Genomic DNA, 21,905 nt, shown 5'->3' with positions numbered 1-21,905 from the left:
CGGTCGTGCGCACCTACTCGGCCCTGTCCGCCCTGGTGTCGGGAGCGTTGGTCGCGGCGACCCTGGTCGGTTGTGGCACCGCCACCGACACCCCGCCGGCCACCGGGCTCCCGGCCCCGACGTCGACATCGTCGGCCTCGGAGTCGGGGTACTTCGTGGACTGGAAGAGCCCGGCGCAGTCGCAGGTCCAGCAGTGGGAGGCCGAGGGGCGGAGCGACGACGCGGAGCAGATCCGCAAGATCGCGAGCCAGCCGTTCCCGATGTGGCCGACCGGTGACGTCGCCGCGGTCGAGGGGGAGACCCGCGACTACGTGGGACGGGCGAAGGACGCGAACCAGCGCCCGCTGCTGGTCGCCTACAACGTCCCGCACCGCGACTGCGGCAGCTTCTCCGGTGGCGGCGCACCGAACGGCGACTACTACCGGAACTGGATCGCGGGCCTGGTCCGCGGTCTGGACGGGACGCCGTCGACGGTGGTGCTCGAGCCCGACGCCGTCCCGCACGAGATCTCCGGCTGCGTCGACGGGGCGTTGCGCGACGAGCGCTACGCCCTGCTCGGGCAGGCGATCGACGCGCTCAAGGCCGGCGGCGCGGCCGTCTACATCGACGCCGGCAACCCCGGCTTCATCTCCGATGTGGACGCCCTCTCCGGGGCGCTGGACCGCTCCGGGGTCAAACGCGCGGACGGGTTCAGCCTCAACGTCGCGAACTTCTACCCCACCGCGGCGAGCGTCGAGTTCGGGACCCGGATCTCGCAGAAGCTCGGCGGATCGCACTTCGTCGTCGACACCAGCCGCAACGGCCGCGGCCCGGCGACGCAGCAGGAGATCGGCGACGCCCCGGCGTTCTGCAACCCGCCCGGCCGCGGACTCGGCGCGAACCCGACGACGAACACCGGGAACCCGCTGGTGGACGCGCTGTTGTGGGTCAAGCGTCCGGGGGAGTCCGACGGCGCCTGCCGTCCGGGTGAGCCGGCGGCGGGGCAGTGGTACCCGGACTACGCGCTGGGGCTGGCCCAGCGGCAGCAGACCGGCTGAGGGGCGGTCAGTTCCCGCTGCCGCTGCTGATCATCCCTGCGGCGAAGATCGTCGTGAACATGGCCATCTGCGCGTCCGAGCCGGCCTTGACCACGGGGTTCTCCTTGAAGTCCTTCGCGATCGCCGCGGCGCGCTTCTTACCGGCCTTGCGCTGCTCCTTCTCGACGTCGGTGAGCAGGTAGCCGGTCTGGTAACCGGCTTCGAGAAGGGTGATCAGCAGAGCGTCGTGCTCCGAGGGCTCACGGCCGACGACGAGGATGTCGTGCAGGCGGGCCCGCAGGGCGCGCTCGGGGCCGGGGTCGGCCTCGGGCAGCTTCGTCTGCTTGAACAGGCCCATCACCTTGCCGGACTCCTCGGTCAGGACGCCGTCGGCGACGAGCCGGCTCGCGATCACCTGCTGCAGGTTCTTCACCTGGTACGGGAGCATCTGCTGCCAGTGCGAGACCGACCGCGTCTTCTTCTCGTCGGCGATCACCTCCTGCACCCGGCGCAGCAGCGGGTGCTCCGGGAAGAAGTCGGTGACCAGCACCTTCTTGTCCACGATCTCGACCGAACCGGAACGGACGAGGTCGAACAGCACCGCGCCGTTGAGGATCGTGGAGTCGAACGTCCAGGTGGGTTTCCCGGACTCGTCGTCCAGGCCCAGCAGCAACAGTTCCTCGGAAATCAGCAGATCGGCCCCCATGCGTCGAAACGCTAGCGCAACCCGGACGTTCCGGGCACCACGTCAGCCGGTGGCGCCGAAGGAGCGTGCGACCTCGACGATGTACTCGCCGTAGCCGGATCCGGACTGTGCCTGGCCGAGGTCGAGGCAGTGTTGTGCGTCGATGAAGCCCATGCGGAGGGCGACCTCTTCGATGCAGGCGATGCGGACGCCTTGTCGGTTCTCGAGGACGCGGACGTATTGGCCGGCTTCGATGAGGGATTCGTGGGTGCCGGTGTCGAGCCAGGCGAAGCCGCGTCCGAGGTCGGTGAGGGTGGCGCGTCCTTGCTCGAGGTAGGCGCGGTTGATGTCGGTGATCTCGAGTTCGCCGCGGGCCGACGGGGTGATGGAGCGGGCGATGTCGACGACCTGGTGGTCGTAGACGTAGAGGCCGGTGATGGCGCGGTCGGATCTGGGGCGTTCGGGTTTCTCCTCGATGGAGATGAGGCGTCCGTTCTCGTCGGCTTCTCCGACGCCGTAGCGCTGGGGGTCGCGGACGGGGTAGCCGAACAGGACGCATCCGGTGCGGCCGGAGCCGACGTCGTCGACGGCGGTCTGGAGGCGGGAGGAGAAGGAGGGTCCGTGGAAGATGTTGTCGCCCAGGACCAGGACCGACGGGTCGCCCGCGACGTGGTCGGCGCCGATGAGGAAGGCTTCGGCGAGGCCGTTGGGGTGTGCTTGTTCGGCGTAGGTGATCTGCAGGCCGAGGTCGTGGCCGTCGCCGAGGAGGCGTCGGAATCCGGGGAGGTCGTGGGGGGTGGAGATGAGCAGGATCTCCCGGATCCCGGCGAGCATGAGGGTGCTCAGCGGGTGGTAGATCATCGGCTTGTCGTAGACGGGGAGGAGCTGTTTGGACACCGCGCGGGTGATCGGGTGAAGACGGCTCCCGGTGCCGCCGGCCAGGATGATGCCCTTGGTCATCGTGTCGCTCCGGCGAGGTGGGTCGCGAGGGAGTCGCGCCAGGCGGGGACGGTGATCCCGGCGCGGGTCAGGCGACTGAGGTCGAGGACGCTGTTCGCCGGCCGGGGCGCGGTGCCCGGACGGTCCGCGGTGTACTCGGCGGTGGTCACCGGGCGGACGTCGGCGGGGTCGCGACCGGCGTGGGCGAACACCTCGCGGGCGAGGCCCGCCCAGCTCACCGGCTCGCCGTCGCCGGTCACGTGGTAGGTGCCGGACTCGGCTCCGGCGAGGGCGACCAGCGCGGCGGCGAGGTCGGGCGCGAACGTCGGACGGCCGACCTGGTCGTCGACGACGGTCGGTGACACCCCGCGCCCGGCCAGGCCGAGCATCGTCGCGACGAAGTTGTGGCCGTCCCCGACGAGCCAGCTGGTGCGAGCGACGACGTGCCGCGGGACGGCCGCCACCGCGACCTCACCGGCGGCCTTCGACGCGCCGTACACGCCGGCGGGGGAGAGCGGCGCGTCCTCCGGGATCGGGCCGGCCGCCGTGCCGTCGAAGACGTACTCGGTGGACACGTGCACGAGTGTCAGGCCGTGCCGCACCGAGGCGCGCGCGAGGTTCGCCGGGCCGGTCGCGTTGGTCCGCCAAGCGGCGGCGCGGTCGGTCTCGGCGCGGTCGACGGCGGTGTAGGCGGCGGCGTTGAACACGGTGTCGACGCGGGTCCAGTCGAACGCGTCGACGGCGTGCGGATCGCCGATGTCGAGCTGCTCCCGGGTGAGGGCGAGGGCGCCGGGCAGGGCGGCGACGAGGGCCCGTCCGAGCTGCCCGCCCGCACCGAGAACGACCGCTCGCACATCCGCTCCTCTCGTCGACGACCTGCCCGGCATCGCACCGCGCCCGTGACGGCCCCGCGCTACGTCGGCCCGGGCGGACTCTGACACGCTGGTCGCCGGGCCTGTCAGCCAGGGGTTGTGAGGGCGCTTTGCTCTGCGCACCCCCACGCCTCCACCGGGGTGGGTCGCCCCTGCCGCGTGGCTCGTGGCGCGGGTGTGTGCAGAGCAAAGGAGGACGATGCGGGTACTCGTGACCGGAGGAGCCGGCTTCATCGGATCGCATTTCGTGCGGTCGACGATCGGTGACGCGTATCCGTCGCTGGCCGGGGCCGACGTCGTCGTGCTGGACGCCTTCACCTACGCGGGAACGATGACGAACCTGGAGACGGTGTCGGGTTCGGCGCGGTTGAGCGTCGAGCGGGGCGACATCCGCGATCCCGCCCGGGTGGCCGAGGTGATCAACGGGGTGGATCTGGTCGTGCACTTCGCCGCGGAGTCGCACGTGGATCGGTCGATCTCCGGGGCGGCGGACTTCGTCTCGACCAACGTCGGGGGCACGCAGGTGTTGCTGCAGGCCGCGCTGGACGCGGGGGTGGCGCGGTTCGTGCACGTCTCGACCGACGAGGTGTACGGGTCGATCGCGGAGGGTTCGTGGTCGGAGGAGCACGTGCTGGAGCCGAACTCGCCGTACTCGGCGTCGAAGGCGGGCTCGGATCTGTTGGCGCGGTCGTATCACCGCACGCACGGGATGCACGTGTGCATCACGCGGTGCTCGAACAACTACGGGCCGCACCAGTTCCCGGAGAAGGTGATCCCGTTGTTCGTCTCCAACCTCCTCGACGGTCGCAGGGTGCCGCTCTACGGCGACGGGCTCAATGTGCGGGACTGGTTGCACGTCGACGACCACTGCCGGGGGATCGCGCTGGTGGCGGAGGGTGGTCGTGCGGGCGAGGTCTACAACATCGGCGGCGGCACCGAGCTGACGAACGTCGACCTCACCTATCGGCTGTTGGCGGCGGTGGGGGCGGGGGAGGAGATGATCGAGCGGGTACCGGACCGGCTCGGGCACGATCGTCGCTACTCGGTGGACTGGTCGAAGATCCGCGACGAGCTGGGTTACGCGCCGGCGACCTCGTTCGATTCGGGGCTCGCGGCGACGGTGGACTGGTACCGGGAGCACCGGGCGTGGTGGGAGTCGCTCAAGGCGGGGGTAAACCGGTGAAGGCGACCGAGCTGTCGATCCCGGGGGCGTGGTTGTTCGAACCGAGCGCGTTCCCGGACCCGCGCGGGGTGTTCGTCGCCCCGTTCCAGGGCGCCCCGTTCCGGGACGCGCTGGGGTTCGACCTGACGGTGGCCCAGACCAACCACAGCGTGTCCGCGCGTGGGGTGATCCGGGGTGTGCATTTCGCCGACACCCCGCCGGGGCAGGCGAAGTACCTCTACTGCGCGTCCGGGTCGATCCTGGATGTGGTCGTGGATCTGCGGGTCGGGTCGCCGACGTTCGGGCGCTCCGAGGCCGTCGATCTCGACGGGGAGTCGATGCGGGCGGTGTATCTGTCGGAGGGGCTCGGGCACGCGTTCATGGCCCTGACCGACGACACCGTCGTCGCCTACCTGTGCTCGACGCCGTACAGCCCCGCAGCCGAGCACGGGCTGACGCCGCTGGACCCGGAGCTGGGGTTGCCGTGGCCGTCCGGGATCGAGCCGGTGTTGTCCGAGAAGGACGCCGCCGCACCGACGCTGGCTACGGCCCGCGCCGAGGGGCTCCTACCGGACTGGGAACGCTGCCGGGCCCGCTACGCCGAGCTGCGCGGCTGACCCCGATCGAACGGGTGCGGCCCGGCGTCGTGCAACGGCAGGGCGGTGCGGGTATGACTGCCCGGTGACATCCCACCCCGTGCTGCCCGGCTCCGACGGCGACAACTTCACGTCGCTGTCCCGCGCCGCCACCCCGCGGTCCGAGCGCTACGGGATCGGGCGCGGGTTGCGGAAGCAGGCGCCGCGCAGGTCGCTGGACCGCTGGTCGAACGCCCTGCGCCGGGTCGACCCGATCGACCTCGTGGTGGCCACGAACGCCGGCCGGGTGGAGAGCCTGGTCCCGGAGCGGATCAAGCGGATGAGCGCGTCGCCGCACGCGTTCCTGCGCGGGGCCGCGGCGGTCCACGCGGCCGACTTCGCGGTGCTGCCCTCGACCGGGATCCACCCGGTGATCTGCGGGGACGCGCACCTGGGCAACTTCGGCTTCTACGCCTCCCCCGAGCGGGAGCTCGTGTTCGACCTCAACGACTTCGACGAGGCCCACCCCGGCGCGTGGGAGTGGGACCTGCGACGGCTCGTCGCCAGCACCTGGGTCGCCGGACGGGACAACGACGCGTCCGAGGACCAGTGCGAGCAGGCCGTCGCGCGGTGCGTCGAGGCCTACCGCCGCCACATCGCCCGCCTCGCCGACGCGCCGCTGCTGGAGCGCTCCTTCGAACGGCTCGACGCGGAACGGCTGCACAAGGGGGCGCGGCACAAGAAGTCCCGCACCGCGGTGGCGAACGCGGCCAAGCGCGCCCGGACCCGCACCAGCGACCGCGCCCTGCCCCGCTTCGTGACCTCCGACGGCGGGCAGCGGCGCATCGTCGTCGAACCGCCCCTGATCACCCGCCCGGACGGCGAGCACCGCGAGCAGATCCTCGCCGCACTGGACGACTACCTGTCCACGGTCCCACCGCACTGGGCCCGGATCCTCGGCGGGTACCGCGCCGTCGACGTCGCGCACAAAGTCGTCGGCGTCGGCTCGGTCGGGCTGCGCGCCTACCTCGCGCTGTGCGAGGGCTCCAGCCCCGACGACGTCCTGTTCCTGCAGCTCAAGCAGGCCAGGCGGTCGGTCGTCGCCCCGTTCGTGCACGGCGACGAGGCCTGGCACGACCACCAGGGCCAGCGGGTCGTGGAGTACCAGCAGGCGCTGCAGACCGTCTCCGACCCGCTGCTGGGCTGGACCTCCATCCGCGGACGGCAGTACTACGTGCGCCAGTTCCGTGACATGAAGGGCGCCGTCGTCCTGGACGGGCTGAACGCGACCGCCCTGGCCGACTACGCCGCCGTCTGCGGGATGCTGCTGGCCAAGGGGCACGCCCGGACCAGCGGCGCGTCGATGATCGCCGGGTACCTGGGCGGCGGTGGGAAGGTCCGCGACGCGCTGTGCCGCTTCGCCCGCCGCTACGCCGACCAGACCGAGCGCGACCACGACGCCCTGCTGCGCGCGATCCGTTCCGGGCGCCTGTCGGATACCCCACCTCGGGACGTGCCCGACGACGACATCGGATAGGTTTTCCCATGTGACAGTCGTGGAGACCCTGCTGGCCTTCGTGGTCGCGCCGGGCGCGTTGTACGGGGCCATCGCGCTGTGGACCAGCGCCGGCTCCCGGCGCCGTCGCGCCCGCTACAAGGCCGGCGACGCCTGGCCGTACGAGCCGCTGTTCTGGACCGCGAACCCGGAGGGCGCGCACCTGCCGGCACACGCCGCGCACGGTGACACCCCCGCCATCGGTAGCGGGGCCACGACGGCACAGAGCACGCTGGGAGGTACCGGTGGCAAGTGGTGAGCACGGGATGAGCGGCTCGATCGTCGCTGTGGACCCGGACCTGCCCGAGGGCGCGGTCATCACGAACTCCGGCCGCATCTCCGCGGCCGAGAACTACACCGAGCCGGCTGGCAACGAGCACCCGTTCACCCCGGTCCAGCTCTCCCGCCTGGACGAGGCGCTGACGCTGACCAGCCGCGAGACCGGCCTGCGGTTCGCGATCTACCTCGGTGACCTCGGCGCCGACGCGCACCGCAGCGCCGTCGACCTGCACGGACGGGTCGAGGGGTCCGACGAGGCCGTGCTGGTGGCCGTCAGCCCCGAGCAGCGGGTGCTGGAGATCGTCACCGGGTCCGAGGCCAAGGTCCGCCTGCCCGACCGTGGCGCCAAGCTCGCCCTGATGAGCATGGTGGCCTCGTTCAAGGAGGGCGATCTTTTCGGCGGCCTGATGAGCGGTCTGCGGATGCTCGCCGACCAGGCCGGGAGCCGTTCTTAGCGTCACCCGGTCGACATCGGAGAAAATGTCCGGTGTGCACGTGACACCACGAAGGTCCTTCCGGATCTAGGGTGTCCCCCATGGCGCGCACTACGGGGGCGATCGGGCGATGACGGCGTCCGGTCCCGTCCTGATCGTCGACGATCACGAGCTGGTCGGATCCTCACTCGCACTGAGCCTCAAGGCCGAGGGGGAGGACGCCCGGTTCTTCCCGGTCCGCTCCGCCCGCGGGGTCCTGGAGAGCGCCGAGCGCATCTCCCCACCCGGCCTGGCGGTGCTCGACCTGGACCTGGGCCGCGACGCCGAGGGCAACCGGATCGACGGCGTCCGTCTCGTCGGGCCGATCATCGGGCTCGGTTGGAAGGTCGTCGTCCTGTCCGGGAGCTCCGACGCCGGCCGGATCGGTGCCGCGCTCGCCGCGGGCGGGTTCGTCTGGGTGCCGAAGAACGCGCCGTTCCCGACGCTGCTCGGCGCCATCCGGGAGGCCCGGGCGGGCCGCTCGGTGATGCCCCCGGGGCGCCGCGAGCAGCTGATCGAGATGCACCTGGCGAAGGAGAACGAGCGCCGCGACGTCACCTCGAAGCTGGAGAAGCTGACCCAGCGCGAACGCGAGGTACTGGCGCTGCTGGCCGCCGGCAAGCGGGCCCAGGCCGTCGCCGAGCACTTCGTCGTCTCGCTCGCGACCGTGCGGACCCAGATCCGGGCCGTCCTGACCAAGCTCGAGGTCGGGTCCCAGCTCGAGGCCGTCGCGCTCTACCGCCGGACGCACGGCGGGGCATGACGCACGGCCGACGATGACGTCTCAGGTCCCCTGACGTCGCCCTCGGCGACCGTTCGACCGCCCACCGCAACCGCTGTTGCTCTTCCCGGGTGACCCACGTCGGAGTGATGTCGCGTACGTCATAGACTTTGCGTCCACCAGTCGTGGTGATCGGGAGGCAGACGTGGCGATCGGCGTGACCAGCGTGATCGGACGCCTGCGCCGGGCGAGGTTCGTCGCCGGTCAGGTGACCGACGGCGTCGCCGTCCTCGCCCTGTGCGCCATCGTGATCGCCGTCGCCGGGGCACGGTTCGTCGAGGGCCGGGTGAACCTGGCGTCCGCGTCGGTGAACCTGACCTACGTCGCAGCCGGTCTCGGGATCGCCGCGGCACTGACGTCGCTGTTCCTGGCCCGGCTCTTCCGCGACCACCGGCCGTCCTGGTTCGGGGCGGCCCTGCTGCTCTACGGCCTGGTCGTGCTGCCGATCTCCGCGCTGATGGCGGGGGAGGCGCGGACCTCGACGAACCGGCTGGCGAGCCTGCTGCTGCTCACCATCGCCCTGGTGATCATGCTGGTGGGCCTGAAGCCCCCGGGCCGGCTGGGCAACTGGGGCGGCTGGGCGATCCTCGTCGTCGGGCTCGGCCTGGCCGCGCTGCTGAACGGCACGGCGCCGACCCCCGTCACCGACGCCCTGTCCGCCAGCCCGTTCGCTTCGGTGGTCACGCTCGTCGGCTGGACCCTGGTCGCCGTCGTCTTCCTGTTCGACGGCTACCGCAGGCAGAGCAGGTCGCGGTCCCGGCTCGGTCTCGGGCTGATCGTGATCGCGGTGTCGCAGCTGCACCGCCAGGTGGTCCCGGGCCTGCCGATGACGAACCTGATCTACCCGTCGCTGCGCGCGATCGGCATGGCGATCGTCCTGCTCGCGTTGCTGCACATGGCGCGGCGCCAGATCACCGCGATGGAGTCGGAGTACGACGCGCAGGAGGAGGAGCTCGGTCAGGCCACCCTGCACCTCGAACGCGCCACCCTGCTCGCCGCCGAGCGCGACCACGAGCTGCGCAACGGGCTCGCCGGGCTCGCCGGCGCCGCCCACGTGCTCAGCACCCGCGGCGGTGGCGATCAGGCGGAGAAGATACGGCTGGCCCTGCTCTCCGAGCTCGGCAGGCTGCGCCTGATGCTCGAGTCGCCGCTGGCCGAGCAGATGGACGCCACCGACAAGGAGATGACCGAGGCGCACGGTGAGCCGGACGAGCACCTGGTCACGCCCCTGCTGGAGCGGCTGGTCCTGATCCGGCAGGGGGACCTGCCGATCGTGCTCGAGGCCGATCCCGACCTGCGGGCGGCGACGTCGGAGTCGGTCACCTCGCACATCGTCACGAACCTGCTGGCGAACTGCGCCCGGCACGCCCCCGGCTCCCCGGTGACGGTGCGCGGCCGTCCGGGCGACGGGCACACCGTCGTCGTCGAGGTCCGCGACGCCGGGCCGGGCCTGCCGGAGGGCCAGGAGGAACGGGTCTTCGAGCGCGGAGTGCACGACGAGTCGAAGGGCGGCTCGGGCATCGGGCTGGGCTACAGCCGCGATCTGGCCGTGAAGAACGGCGGGTCGCTGCACCTCCGGACGGTCCAGGACCCGGTCGGCTGCCTGGCCGTCCTGACTCTGCCGTCCGCGCGTCCCTAGTTACTTCTGATCGAATCACGAACGTGTGATAGCCCTCAGGTGCGTCGTGATCGCATACTGTGGTCGAAATCAGGACACGGATGTCCGGTCGCACTGAGGAGGTCACCCATGGGTGAGTCGCAGCGGAATGGTACGGGCTCGTCCCGTCGTGCCGGTGGTGACCGGGAGTCGTCGGCCCCGAGCGCGGCGGTACTGACACCGCCGACCGGTCTGCCGGCCGTCGGGGATCTCGGCACCGCGATCCCGGCCCCGCGCCAGGCGCCCCGGGAGCAGATCGTGCAGGGTCCGCCGGTCACGACACCGGCACCGCCGGAGACCGGCGTGCGGACGTGCCTGTGCGGGCACCCCGAGGAGATGCACGAGCACTACCGCGCCGGGGACGACTGCGGGTTCTGCGGCCCCGAGACGTGCGGATCGTTCCGCACCGAGGCCGACGAGAACGTGAGCCCCGTCCGCCGGGCACTGCGCCGCTGGCGGCGCTGACCCCACGACCACGACACACGACGGGCCGCCGACCTGCAGGTCGGCGGCCCGTCGTCGTGCGAGCCTCAGCTCTCGGCGTCGAACTCCCGCGCGGCCAGGGCCCGGACGATCCCGGCCCGGCCCTCGGACACCAGACGGCGCAGCGCGGCCGGGCGCGTCTCGTCGGCCAGCCAGGCGTCGGCGGCGTCGACCGTCGACTGCGCGATGACCCCGGACGGGAACAGCCCGAGCACCACATTCTGGGCCAGCTCGGAGGTCCGGCGGGCCCACACGTCGTCGATCTCGGCGAAGTAGCGCTGCACGTACGGGTCGAGCAGGCCCCGCTGGGCCGGGTGCGAGAACCCGCCGATGATCGACTCGTTGATCGCGTTCGGCAGCTCGTCGTCGTGCACGGCGCGCTGCCAGGCGAGCTCCTTGGCCTCGGCCGTCGGGATCAGCGCCCGGGCCCGCTCGGCCTGACGGGTGCCGGTCGAGGTCGGGTCGCGGCGCAGCTCCTCGTCGATCTCGGTCTCGGCGGCCCGGCCGTGCGCGACCAGGGCCTGCAGCAGGCGCCAGCGCAGGTCGGTGTCGACCGTCAGGCCGTCCGGGACGTCGACGTCGTAGAGCCAGCCGCGCATCCGGTCCAGGGTGCCGTCCGGCAGGACGCTGGAGGTCAGCGAGTTGACCACGGCCAGCTGTACGTCCGAGCCCGCAGGAGCGGTGTCGAGACGGAACCGCAGGGCGTCGGTCAGCAGCGGCCAGCCTCGCTCGGAGGCCCACTGCGGGTCGGCGTAGGACGAGACCGCGACCTGGGTCTGCATCAGCAGCCGCTGCACGACGCCGATCTCGGACTCCGAGCCGAACCCACCGGCGACGAGGTTGACGAAGTCACGGGCCTTGAGCTCGGCCTCGCGCGTCATCTCCCAGGCCGAGGACCAGCACAGCGTCCGCGGCAGCGGCTCGGCGATGTCGCCGATCCGGTCGATCAGCACGGCCAGCGACGCGGGGTCCAGGCGCAGCGCGCAGTAGGTGAGGTCGTCGTCGTTGACCAGCACCAGCTTGCCGCGCGGCACTCCGACCAGCTCGGGGACGGCCGTGCGCTCACCGGAGACGTCGATCTCGACGCGGTGGGTGCGGACGAGCTTGCCGGTGGCCGGGTCGTCGTCGTAGACGCCGACCGCGAGCCGGTGCGTGCGCAGCTCCCCGGCTCCGGGCCGGGCGCCGCCCTGGACGACCTCGAAGGAGGTGAACGCACCGGCGTCGTCGACTCCGAACGACGGGCGCAGCAGGTTGAGCCCGGTCGTGCGCAGCCACTGCGCGCCCCAGTCGGACAGGTCGCGCCCGGACGCCTTCTCCAGTGAGCCGAGCAGGTCGTCGAACGTGGCGTTGCCCCAGGCGTGGGCGGCGAAGTAGTCGCGCAGCCCGGCCAGGAACGGCTCCAGGCCGACGTAGGCGACGAGCTGCTTGAGCACCGACGCGCCCTTGGCGTAGGTGATCCCGTCGAAGTTGACCTCGACGGCCTGCAGGTCCTCGATGTCGGCGGCGATCGGGTGCGTCGAGGGCAGCTGGTCCTGGCGGTAGGCCCAGGACTTCTCGACGTTGGCGAACGTCGTCCACGCCTCGGTGTACTCGGTGGACTCGGCCTGGCAGAGCACGCTGGCCCAGGTCGCGAACGACTCGTTGAGCCACAGGTCGTCCCACCAGCGCATGGTCACGAGGTCGCCGAACCACATGTGCGCCATCTCGTGCAGGATCGTCTCGGCGCGGCGCTCGTAGTTCGTGCGCGTGACCCGGGACCGGAAGACGTAGTCCTCGAGGAACGTGACCGCGCCGGCGTTCTCCATCGCCCCGGCGTTGAACTCCGGGACGAAGAGCTGGTCGTACTTGCCGAACGGGTAGGGCACACCGAAGTTGCGGTGGTAGAAGTCGAAGCCTTGACGGGTCTCGGTGAAGATCCGCTCGTGGTCCATGTGCGGGGCCAGCGACGATCGGCAGTAGATGCCCAGCGGGATGGTCGCGTGCTCGTCGCGGTAGGTGTCGGTCCACACCGCGTACGGGCCGGCGATCAGCGCGACCAGGTACGTCGACATGATCTCGGTGGTGGCGAACCGGTGGGTGATCGCCCCGCCGGGGCCGGGCGGGTCCTGCTCGGCGGAGGCGTTGGAGACGACCTTCCAGTCCGCGGGCGCCACGACGGTGATCGTGTAGCGGGCCTTGAGGTCGGGCTGGTCGAAGCAGGGGAACAGACGCTTCGCGTCGGCGGTCTCGAACTGCGAGTAGAGGTACACGGCGCCGTCGACGGGGTCGACGAACCGGTGCAGGCCCTCGCCGGTGTTCGTGTAGCGGCCGGTGGAGACCAGGTGCAGCTCGTTCTCGGCGGCCAGGCCCGGGAGGACGAGACCGTCCTGCTCGACGTAGCCGGCGACGTCGAGGGCGGTGCCGTTCAGCGTGGCCGAGGTGAAGCCGTCGCCGACCCAGTCGATCCAGCTGTCCGCGCCGGGGGAGGAGCAGGTGAACCGCACCGTCGTGTCGACGGCGTAGGTCTTCTCGCCCGGACCGCCGTCGCCGTCGGTGAGGTCGAGGTCGACCCGGTAGTCCGACACGGCGAGCAGCGCGGCGCGCTTCTCGGCGTCGGAGCGGGTGAGGTTCGGCGGGGTCATGGAGTCCCTTCCAGATCGGGTCGCTGGGGCATCCAATCACGTGTGCCCTCCGTGCCCCCGCCTCATTCGGCACACGCGGGAACATCACCCGCCGCCGACGGTGTTGGACCGGACATGACGACTGCTGCAGAACGCGCCCGTGTCGACGTCTGGTTCGACCCGCTGTGCCCGTGGGCATGGCTGACCTCGCGCTGGGTGCTGGAGGTGGAGAAGGTCCGTGACGTGGACGTCGCGTTCCACGTGATGAGCCTGGCGGTGCTCAACGAGGGGCGTGACCTGCCCGAGCAGTACCGCGAGATGATGGCGAAGGCGTGGGGCCCGGTGCGGGTCGCGATCGCCGCCGCGGAGCAGAAGGGCGACGAGATCCTCCGCCCGCTCTACACCGCGATGGGCGAGCGCATCCACAACCAGGGCAACAAGGACTTCGACGACGTCATCAAGGGGTCGTTGGAGGAGCTCGGGCTCGACGCGTCGCTGGCCGAGGCCGCGCACTCGACCGACTACGACGAGAAGCTCAAGAAGAGCCACCACGCCGGGATGGACCCGGTCGGCCTGGACGTCGGCACGCCGACCATCCACGTCGACGGCGTCGCGTTCTTCGGCCCGGTCATCTCCCGGGTGCCCAAGGGCGAGGACGCCGGACGCCTGTTCGACGGGGCCCGCCTGATGGCCGAGAACCCGTACTTCTTCGAGCTCAAGCGCACCCGCACCGAGGACCCGAGCTTCGACTACTGAGCCCACGGCCGGCTCCGGCCGGCCCGCGCACCCATGATCAGGAGTTCGCGCGCGTCACCGGAGTTCGCGCGCGTCCGGACGCGCGCGAACTCCGGTTCGGCGCGCGTACTCCGGATCATGTGTCCGGCCGGACCCGGGTGGGGCGGGCGTGCGGTGCTGACGATCGTGAACACTTCCTGACGTTCCGGTCCGGGCAGGCCGCGGGCACGTCCAGGGTGGCTGGGTGTTGGAGCACCGAGGACCCGTCTGGCGGCATGCGCCGGCCGCGCTGGGGACGGCGCTGCTGGTCGTCGCGGCGGTCGTCGGCACCCAGGTCGCGCTGGCGGACGCCGGCAACCCGCGCGCCCCGCTGAGTCCCTACGGCGAGGGCGGGTTCACCGTCGGCGTCGCCGCGGTCGACAGGCGGATCACGATCACCTCGGCCGACGACGGGTCCTACGTCCTCGGCTACACCCCGGCCGGCGGCGACGTCGTGCTCGACCTCGACCTGCTCTCCGGCGACCGGGCGCAGCCCTGGTGGTACGACGCCGCCACCGGCCGGACGCTGAAGATGGCGGCCCTGGCCAGTGCGGGCGTGGCGCGGTTCCCGGTGCCGAAGGAGGGCGGGGGACCGGCGTGGGTGCTCGTCGTCGACGATGTCGCGGCCGGGTACGGGAGCCCGGACGGTGAGGTCGTCGCCCAGGCCACCGGAGAAGGCGGTGCAGCGGCAGCGGCCGGGGCGTCGGGCACGGGCTCGTCGGCGGCCGGGGCGTCGCCGGCGGGGACGTCGGGGAGCAGCGGCGGCGACACGACCGGGTCGGGCTCGTCCGGTTCGAGCTCCTCCGACTCCTCCGGCTCCGATTCCTCGAGCTCCGGGTCGTCGAGTGCCGACGGCTCCGAGGGTTCCGGGGACTCGGGCTCTATGAGCTCCGGCTCGGGGTCGGGCGGATCCGGGGACCCGTCCTCGGAGGGGAGGGGCTCGTCGGACCAGGTGCAGCCGGGCGACGACCCGGCGTCGGGCTCGTCCCCCGAGGACGGCCGGTACGGCTCGGACGGCGGCTCCGGGGAGGACGGCTCCGGCGAGAAGGAGTCGGGAAACACCGGATCGGACGCCGGGTCCGGTGAGGACTCGTCCGACGAGGGGACGCCGACCGGAGAGCCGGGGGAGAAGTCCGGCGAGGACGGTGGCGACGCGGACGGAAGCGACTCGGGATCGTCCTCCGACGGGAAGAGCCCCGCCAAGGAGGACGAGGAGAAGGACGAGGACTCCGGGGACGACGGGCCGACGAAGGACGCTCCGAAGGCGGAGAAGCCCGGGTCCGAGGCCCCGAAGGAGGAGAAGCCCCAGGCCGAGGCCCCGAAGTCCGCGCCGAAGACCGGGCAGAAGGCGAGTGCCGACCCGTCCTGGGACAAGCTCGCCCAGTGCGAGTCGACCGGGAACTGGGCGATCGACTCCGGCAACGGCTACTACGGCGGCCTGCAGTTCGACAAGGGGACGTGGAGCGACTTCGGAGGGACGACGTACGCACCCCGCGCCGACCAGGCCACGAAGGAACAGCAGATCGAGATCGCGACGAAGGTCAGGGACGCCCGGGGTGGGTACGGTTCGTGGCCCGCGTGCTCCTCCAAGCTGGGACTGCCGAAATGACCACACTCCACCGGCCTACTGGCGAGTAGTGCGGTCGGGGCATGGCGACCGAGATGGATGTCACTCGAATGGGTGAGAAGTGCGGGTGCCCTGCCGCGATGGGCCTCGGCGACATTGCCTACCCTTGGACCTCATGAGCTCGCCCACCCCCGAGACCGCCCGGATCGGGAACCGCTACCGGCTCGACGAGCGGATCGGTGCCGGGGCGATGGGTGCGGTCTGGCGGGGGACCGACGAGCTGCTCAACCGGACCGTCGCGGTCAAGGAGCTGCTCGCGGCCGCGCTGCCGTCGGCGGACCAGCTTGAGGAGTCGCGGCAGCGGATCCTGCGCGAGGGCCGGATCGGGGCCCGCCTGCAGCACGCCCACGTGATCAGCATGTTCGACGTCGTGGTGCACGACGACCGGCCGTGGCTCGTGATGGAGTACCTGCCGTCGCGCTCGATGGCGGCCGTGCTGGCCGAGAAGGGCCCGATGAGCCCGCGCGAGGCGGCCGCGATCGGCCGTCAGGTCGCCGACGGGCTCTCCGCCGCGCACGCGGCCGGAGTGGTGCACCGTGACGTGAAACCGGGCAACGTCCTGCTCGCCGAGGACGGCCGGGCCAAGATCACCGACTTCGGCGTGTCCCGTGCCGTCGACGACGTCCAGCTCACCCGCACCGGCGTGATCGCCGGGACGCCGGCGTTCCTGTCTCCCGAGGTGGCCCGCGGCCAGGAGCCGACCGCAGCCTCGGACGTGTTCGCCCTGGGCGCGACGCTCTACGCCGCGGTCGAGGGCGAGCCGCCGTTCGGGCTCGACGACAACGCCTACGCGCTGCTGCACAAGGTCGCCACCGGCGCGATCCGCCCGCCGACCGACGCCGGGTCGATGACCGCGCTGCTGATGCGCCTGCTGTCCAACGACCCGTCCGACCGGCCCAGCGCGTCCCAGGCCCGGGACTCCCTCGCCCGGATCGCCGCAGGTCAGTCCGTCGCGGGCCTGGCCACGCCGTCGGCCACCGGTACCGCGATGCTCGATGCCGAGCAGATCGCGGCGGACGCCGAGCCGGTCGGGGCGGAGTCGAATCCCGGCACGCTGACCGACGCGCCCGTCCCGGCACCGATGGTGATCCCGGGCGGCGGCGCGAGCGGTGGCGCCCGCCGGGGCGGACGGGGCCGCGGCGGGTTCCGCAAGCGGCTCCCGGTCATCGCCGGCGTCGTCGTCGCACTGCTGGTCCTCGGCGGGAGCATCGCGTTCGGTGTGGTGCGGGCCAACTCGGAGAACACCGAGCAGCCCGCCGTCGCCGCCCCCACGACGAGCGCGGCCCCGACGACCACCCCGGCGCCGACGACCGCGACCCCGACTCCGACCCCGTCGACGACGACGCCCACGCCGACCCCGTCGAGCTCGGCGAACTCCGCCCCGGTGAACGCGGTCGCGTTCGTCCAGAGCTACTACGGGCAGCTCCCCGGCAACACCCAGGCCGCGTTCAACATGCTCAGCCCGGCGGCGCAGGCGCAGTCCGGCGGGTACGGGCAGTTCCAGCGGTTCTACGGCGGCCTGCGCACGGTCTACGCGCAGAATCTGCGCCGCGACGGCGACAACGCCGTGACCGCCACGATCGTCTTCATCAACAACAACGGCGGCCAGAGCCAGGAGAACTACCGGTTCGTCGTCGGGACCGACTCCAGCGGCCAGCAGATCGTCCAGTCCTTCAGCCGCGCCTGAGCGGATCCGCTCGGCCGCGTCTCAGGGCGTCGACGACGAACCCGGTCACGTCGCGGACGACACGCGCGCGGGTGTGCCGGTCGTGCACCTCGTGGCCCTCGTCGTCGAGGAGCAGCAGCTCCACCGGCGCGTCCCGTCCGCGCAGGGCGTCGACGATCGCGCGGGCCTGTCCGAGCGGGACGTTCGTGTCGTGTCCACCGTGCACGACCAGCAGCGGCGCGGTGATCCTCGCGGCGTCGCGGAGGGGGGAGAGCGCGGCGAGGAGGGCGGCGTCGTCGTGCGGGTCGCCGTACTTCGTGGTGGCCGCGGCGCCGATCCAGGGCTCGGTGTCGTCGTAGAAGGCGGGCAGGTCGGACATGCCGCAGACGTCGACGCCGGCCGCGAACAGCTCCGGAAACCGGGTCAGCGCGGCCAGGGTGAGGTAGCCGCCGTAGGACCGTCCGGCCACCGCGACCCGGGCGGGGTCGGCCAGGCCGGTGCCGGTCAGGTGGGAGACGGCGGCGCGCACGTCGGTGATCGAGAACGCGCGACGGTCGAGGTCGTCGGCATGGGAGAACGTCCGTCCACGACCGCCGGAGCCGCGCACGTTCGGCGCGAGCACCGCGACCCCGCGCGCGGCCAGGGCCTGCAGCAGCGGGGCGAAGCCGGGACGTTCCTCGGCCTCCGGTCCGCCGTGCAGCCAGATCAGCGCCGGGTGTGGACCGTCCGCACCAGGCGGGCGCAGCAGCCAGCCGGACAGAGCCAGGCCGTCCTCGCCGGTGAAACCCTCCGCGACCGGCCGGACGAGCCCCTCGCCGCCGGGCACGACCGAGGGCAGCAAGGGCGTGAGCCGGGCGATCTCCGGCCGTGCTTCCGCGGCCCGGGACTCGTCCCGGGGGGGACGGTCGTTTTCCGGCCGCGTGGAGAAGGCGGGCAGTGCGAGCCGCAGGACGTGCGGTGCGGCCGCGTGGCCGTGCCCGGCGACGAGGAGCGCGGCGCCGTCGCGGGTGAACGACGCCCCGGTCACGATCTCCGGTGAGGACGGCATCGCGACCCGACGGGCCGAGCGCAGGTCCGTGAGCTCCAGCTCGCTGCACCCGCCGGCGTTCCACACCAGCGCCGCGCGCACCCCGCCCGGATCGAGGGCGACCAGGTCGAGGTCCTGGCCGTCCCGGGCGGCCACGACCCGGGTCGGCGACACCTCGTCGCCCTCGCCGAGGGTCACCGCCAGCAGTGCCGGATGCTCGCGACCGGCGTCGGTGTGCAGGTAGAGCGTGCGGCCGGTGACGCCGAACCGGGCCGCGGCGACGGTCGCGCCGGCCAGGAGCTCGATACGCCGCCCGCTGCGCAGGTCGATCAGCTCCAGGCGCCGGTCGCCGCGTCGCCCGATGCGCACCACGGCGCGCCGTCCGTCGCCGCCGACGCCGCACACGACGGCCGCGGGCCCGACGGCGAGCACGGTCGACGAGCCGTCCCGGACGTCGACCAGGCAGGCGTAGCCGTCCCCGCGCCCGCCCGCGGGATGGATCGTGACGCCGACCGCGCGCCCGGTCGGTGACCAGGCGCCGAGCTTCACCGCGGCGGCCGAGGGCGCGATCTCCTGCTGGTCGGACCCGTCCGGGGCGATGACGACCACCCGCGTCCGCTCGCCGCCGGCCGGGGCGATCTCGCAGGCCAGCCACCGCCCGTCCGGGCTCCAGGCGATCGACGTGACGTCCGGCGGCAGGTCGGCGCCCGGGCTTCGGGACGGGCGGACCGGCAGCGGCCGGTCGGGCTCGACGACCGGGGACCCGTCGGCGGGCAGCGGCGCGGCGTAGGCGCGGGGCCGTCCGCCGACGTCGGAGATCCAGGCCAGCAGCGACCCGTCCGGCGAGGGCACCGGGTCGGTGCGGGCGGGCGCGTCGAGCAGCGGGCCGGCCGATCCGAACAGCAGGTGCGCCGGTGCGTCCCGGACACCCGCCATCAGACCCCCCGTTCCTGCAGCCACATCTCCAGCACCGCGACCTGCCACAACGCGTTCGAGCCGAGGTTCGTCCGGCGCGAGTTCGGGTCCGCCAGCATCGCGTCGAGCCAGTCCCGGCGGACCAGGCCGCGCTCGCGGGCCGCCGTCGAGGTCAGGGCGTCGGCCACCCGCTCGAGCAGCGGCCCGTCCAGGTGCCGGATCGCCGGCACCGGGAAGTATCCCTTCCGCCGGTCGATCACGGCATCCGGGACGACGCCGCGCGCGGCCTGCTTGAGCACGCCCTTCCCGCCGTGCGCGAGCTTGTGCGCCGGCGGGCACGCGGCCATCGCCTCGACGAGCTCGTGGTCGAGGAACGGCACCCGTGCCTCGACGCCCCAGGCCATGGTCATGTTGTCCACGCGCTTGACCGGGTCGTCGACGAGCATGACGGTCGAGTCGAGCCGCAGTGCGGCGTCGAGGGTGTCGTCCGCGCCGGGTGCGGCGAAGTGCGCGGCGATCAGGTCCCGGCTCGGGTCGTGGTCGAGCAGCCGGCCCGGCTCCAGGACGTTCGCCATGTCGGCGTGGGAGCGGTCGGTGAACACGCGCGCGTAGGCCCGCGCGGCGTCGTCACGGGGGACGCGCGCCAGCGGCGGGTACCAGCTGTAGCCGGCCAGCACCTCGTCCGCGCCCTGGCCGGACTGCACGACGCCGACCGACGTCGACACGTCCTCGGAGAGCAGGTGGAAGGCGACGCAGTCATGGCTGACCATCGGCTCGGCCATCGCCTCGACGCACGCGTCCACGGCCGGCAGCATCCGCCCCGGCTCGATCATGATCTGCTGGTGGTCGGTGCCGAACTCCTTCGCGACGAGGTCGGAGTAGTCGAACTCGTCGCCGCGCTCGCCGCCCGCGGACGGGAACCCCACGGAGAAGGTGCGCAGGTCGCGCTGGCCCTGCTCGGCCAGCAGCGCCACGATCATCGACGAGTCCAGCCCGCCGGAGAGCAGGACCCCGACCGGTACGTCGGCGACCATCCGGCGGCGCACCGCGGTCCGCAGGCGCTCGCCGAGCAGTTCGGCCCAGCCCCCGGCGTCGAGGCTGCGGTACTCGGCCCGGCGCTCGTGCACCGGCCGCCAGTAGAGGTGGTCGGTCGACGTGCCGTCGCGGGAGACCGTCCGAACCGTCGCCGGGGGCAGCTTGGAGACCCCGGCCAGGATCGTGCGCGGCGCCGGGACGACGGCGTGGAAGCTCAGATAGTGGTGCAGCGCGACCGGGTCGATCCCGGTGTCCACCCCGCCGCCGGCGAGCAGGGCCGGCAGCGACGAGGCGAACCGCAGCCGTCCCGGCCCGTCGGCGAGGTAGAGCGGCTTGATCCCGAGGCGGTCGCGGGCCAGCGTCAGCGTGCCGGTGTCGCGCTCGGCGACGGCGAAGGCGAACATCCCGTGGAAGTGCTCCACGCACGCGCCGCCCCAGCGGTGGAACGCCTTGAGCACGACCTCGGTGTCGGAACCGGAGAAGAACCGGTACCCGACGGCCTCGAGGTCGGCGCGCAGCTCCCGGTAGTTGTAGACGCAGCCGTTGAACACGCACGTCAGGCCCAGCTCGGCGTCGACCATCGGCTGGGCGCCGCGCTCGGACAGGTCGATGATCTTCAAGCGGCGGTGGCCGAGCGCGATCGGCCCGGCGGCGTGCACCCCCGACCCGTCCGGCCCGCGGCGGTGCATCGCGCCGGTGATCCGGGCGACGGCCGCGACGTCGGCCGGCCCACCGTCGTACCGGAGCTCGCCGGCGATTCCGCACATCCTGGTGATCCTCCTCGGGGAGTACCGGCCCGGGAACCCGCTGTGGTGCACTCGGGGACATGTCCGGGCCGAACGTGGGTGTCGTCTTCCGTCCGCAGTCCCCGCCGGAGCGGCTGCCCGCGATCGCCGAGGCCGCGGAGCGGGCCGGGGTCGCGCAGCTGTGGCTCTGGGAGGACTGCTTCCTCGAGGGCGGGCTCAGCACGGCAGCGGTGGCCTTGGCGCGGACCGAACGCCTGCACGTCGGCGTCGGTCTGATGCCGGTGCCGCTGCGCAACCCGGCGCTGGCGGCGATGGAGATCGCGACGCTGGCCCGGCTCTTCCCGGGCCGGTTCCTGCCCGCGTTCGGGCACGGCGTCCTGGACTGGATGGGGCAGGTCGGGGCGCGGGCCGCGTCACCGATGACGCTGCTCTCCGAGTACACCGACGCCGTGCGCGCGCTGCTGCGCGGCGAGCGCGTCGACTCCGCGGGGGACTACGTGCGCCTGGAGGGGGTCGCGCTGGACTGGCCGCCGCAGCAGGTGCCACCGGTGCTCGTCGGCGCGCGCGGACCGCGCACGCTGCGCCTGGCCGGGAGGCTCGCCGACGGCGTCGTGCTCGACACCGGCCTGGACACCGACGACGTCCGCGACGCCCTGCTCGAGGTCTCCGCCGACCGCCCGCGTGACGGTTCCGGCGACCGCCCGCGTGATGGCGCCCCGTTCCACGTCGTCTGCTACGTCGCCGTCCGCTCGCACACCTCCGACCTGGCGCACTGGGCGGCCACCACGGCCGCGGCCTACGGCGAGGCGGGGGCGGACTCGGTGGTCTTCGTGCCCCCGGCCGGCGACCCCGACCCGATGCCGCTGATCGAGGCCGTCGGCACCCGCTGAGGGCTGCTCCGGCCTCGGCCGGGCGCGTCCGGGGCGGCGTGCGGGCCGATCACGATGCCGCGCCCGCCGTAGCCGTCGACGGGCTCGAGCAGCAGCTCGGCGAGCCGCTGCTCGTCGTCGGCGACGCCGTTTCCCAGGGCGTTGAGCA

Annotated in this window: 19 protein-coding genes; 13 read left to right on the top strand and 6 right to left on the bottom strand. The window is 72.6% G+C overall.

Annotation, left to right across the window (positions count from 1 at the left end; genetic code table 11):
- Positions 1 to 5 precede the first annotated feature (5 nt).
- A complete protein-coding gene (locus tag EV383_RS23590) occupies positions 6 to 1,037 on the top strand; it encodes a glycoside hydrolase family 6 protein (RefSeq protein ID WP_242623267.1) in 1,032 nt (343 codons plus the stop codon).
- A gap of 7 nt (positions 1,038 to 1,044) precedes the next feature.
- Here EV383_RS23590 and EV383_RS23585 read toward each other — a convergent pair whose 3' ends face one another.
- From EV383_RS23585 to rfbD, 3 genes are read right to left on the bottom strand one after another with little or no spacing between them, the layout of a single operon-like run.
- The gene (locus EV383_RS23585) at positions 1,045 to 1,722 is read right to left on the bottom strand and encodes a GOLPH3/VPS74 family protein (RefSeq protein WP_130291957.1); all 678 of its coding nucleotides are present in this window, start codon (positions 1,720 to 1,722) and stop codon (positions 1,045 to 1,047) included.
- Positions 1,723 to 1,764: 42 nt separating this feature from the next.
- Positions 1,765 to 2,661, bottom strand: a complete 897-nt coding sequence (gene rfbA / locus EV383_RS23580) for a glucose-1-phosphate thymidylyltransferase RfbA (RefSeq protein ID WP_130291956.1) — start codon at positions 2,659 to 2,661, stop codon at positions 1,765 to 1,767.
- Positions 2,658 to 3,494, bottom strand: coding sequence for a dTDP-4-dehydrorhamnose reductase (rfbD, locus tag EV383_RS23575; protein ID WP_242623266.1), 837 nt, complete (start codon positions 3,492 to 3,494; stop codon positions 2,658 to 2,660). The genes rfbA and rfbD overlap by 4 nt, the downstream gene beginning before the upstream one ends.
- A 217-nt stretch (positions 3,495 to 3,711) precedes the next feature.
- Here rfbD and rfbB point away from each other — a divergent pair, with 217 nt between their 5' ends.
- From rfbB to EV383_RS23535, 8 genes are all read left to right on the top strand, one after another.
- Complete coding sequence (rfbB, locus tag EV383_RS23570; RefSeq protein WP_130291954.1) at positions 3,712 to 4,695, top strand: dTDP-glucose 4,6-dehydratase; 984 nt, start codon at positions 3,712 to 3,714, stop codon at positions 4,693 to 4,695.
- Entirely contained in the window at positions 4,692 to 5,291 is a 600-nt protein-coding gene (locus EV383_RS23565; protein ID WP_130291953.1) for a dTDP-4-dehydrorhamnose 3,5-epimerase family protein, read from the top strand. The genes rfbB and EV383_RS23565 overlap by 4 nt, the downstream gene beginning before the upstream one ends.
- A gap of 64 nt (positions 5,292 to 5,355) precedes the next feature.
- Positions 5,356 to 6,786: a DUF2252 domain-containing protein gene (locus EV383_RS23560; RefSeq protein ID WP_130291952.1), complete on the top strand. Its 1,431-nt coding sequence runs from the start codon at positions 5,356 to 5,358 to the stop codon at positions 6,784 to 6,786.
- 10 nt (positions 6,787 to 6,796) lie between these two features.
- Positions 6,797 to 7,063 carry an aa3-type cytochrome oxidase subunit CtaJ gene (gene ctaJ, locus EV383_RS23555; protein WP_130291951.1) on the top strand — a complete coding sequence of 89 codons (267 nt, stop codon included), beginning with the start codon at positions 6,797 to 6,799 and terminating at the stop codon, positions 7,061 to 7,063.
- Between the two features lie 7 nt (positions 7,064 to 7,070).
- Complete coding sequence (locus EV383_RS23550; protein WP_130291950.1) at positions 7,071 to 7,538, top strand: DUF5130 family protein; 468 nt, start codon at positions 7,071 to 7,073, stop codon at positions 7,536 to 7,538.
- 109 nt (positions 7,539 to 7,647) lie between these two features.
- Positions 7,648 to 8,319 carry a LuxR C-terminal-related transcriptional regulator gene (locus EV383_RS23545; RefSeq protein WP_130291949.1) on the top strand — a complete coding sequence of 224 codons (672 nt, stop codon included), beginning with the start codon at positions 7,648 to 7,650 and terminating at the stop codon, positions 8,317 to 8,319.
- A gap of 163 nt (positions 8,320 to 8,482) precedes the next feature.
- Positions 8,483 to 9,976 (top strand): sensor histidine kinase, encoded by a 1,494-nt coding sequence (locus tag EV383_RS23540; RefSeq protein ID WP_130291948.1) that lies wholly within the window; start codon positions 8,483 to 8,485, stop codon positions 9,974 to 9,976.
- A gap of 108 nt (positions 9,977 to 10,084) precedes the next feature.
- Positions 10,085 to 10,459: a hypothetical protein gene (locus tag EV383_RS23535; protein ID WP_130291947.1), complete on the top strand. Its 375-nt coding sequence runs from the start codon at positions 10,085 to 10,087 to the stop codon at positions 10,457 to 10,459.
- Between the two features lie 65 nt (positions 10,460 to 10,524).
- On the opposite strand, the gene pepN is transcribed toward EV383_RS23535, so the two are convergent.
- Positions 10,525 to 13,098: an aminopeptidase N gene (pepN, locus tag EV383_RS23530; RefSeq protein WP_130291946.1), complete on the bottom strand. Its 2,574-nt coding sequence runs from the start codon at positions 13,096 to 13,098 to the stop codon at positions 10,525 to 10,527.
- Between the two features lie 114 nt (positions 13,099 to 13,212).
- Here pepN and EV383_RS23525 point away from each other — a divergent pair, with 114 nt between their 5' ends.
- The 3 genes from EV383_RS23525 to EV383_RS23515 all read left to right on the top strand — a co-directional run bounded on the left by EV383_RS23525 (position 13,213) and on the right by EV383_RS23515 (position 17,165).
- Positions 13,213 to 13,833, top strand: coding sequence for a mycothiol-dependent nitroreductase Rv2466c family protein (locus EV383_RS23525; RefSeq protein WP_130291945.1), 621 nt, complete (start codon positions 13,213 to 13,215; stop codon positions 13,831 to 13,833).
- A 223-nt stretch (positions 13,834 to 14,056) separates the two neighbouring features.
- Entirely contained in the window at positions 14,057 to 15,460 is a 1,404-nt protein-coding gene (locus tag EV383_RS23520; RefSeq protein ID WP_207223638.1) for a transglycosylase family protein, read from the top strand.
- 133 nt (positions 15,461 to 15,593) lie between these two features.
- Complete coding sequence (locus EV383_RS23515; protein WP_130291944.1) at positions 15,594 to 17,165, top strand: serine/threonine-protein kinase; 1,572 nt, start codon at positions 15,594 to 15,596, stop codon at positions 17,163 to 17,165.
- Here the strand turns inward: EV383_RS23515 and EV383_RS23510 are convergent.
- Both EV383_RS23510 and EV383_RS23505 read right to left on the bottom strand, forming a co-directional pair.
- Entirely contained in the window at positions 17,152 to 19,107 is a 1,956-nt protein-coding gene (locus EV383_RS23510) for a S9 family peptidase (protein WP_130291943.1), read from the bottom strand. The two genes, EV383_RS23515 and EV383_RS23510, sit on opposite strands and share 14 nt — an antisense overlap.
- Positions 19,107 to 20,888 (bottom strand): N-acetylglutaminylglutamine amidotransferase, encoded by a 1,782-nt coding sequence (locus EV383_RS23505; protein ID WP_130291942.1) that lies wholly within the window; start codon positions 20,886 to 20,888, stop codon positions 19,107 to 19,109. Before EV383_RS23505 ends, EV383_RS23510 begins: the two co-directional genes overlap by 1 nt.
- A 59-nt stretch (positions 20,889 to 20,947) precedes the next feature.
- Between EV383_RS23505 and EV383_RS23500 the strand changes: the two genes are divergently transcribed.
- Positions 20,948 to 21,757: an LLM class flavin-dependent oxidoreductase gene (locus EV383_RS23500; protein ID WP_130291941.1), complete on the top strand. Its 810-nt coding sequence runs from the start codon at positions 20,948 to 20,950 to the stop codon at positions 21,755 to 21,757.
- Positions 21,758 to 21,905: the final 148 nt, after the last annotated feature.

Source organism: Pseudonocardia sediminis, from assembly GCF_004217185.1.
GTDB lineage: Bacteria > Actinomycetota > Actinomycetes > Mycobacteriales > Pseudonocardiaceae > Pseudonocardia > Pseudonocardia sediminis.
This window is presented reverse-complemented; position numbering and strand designations above follow the sequence as displayed.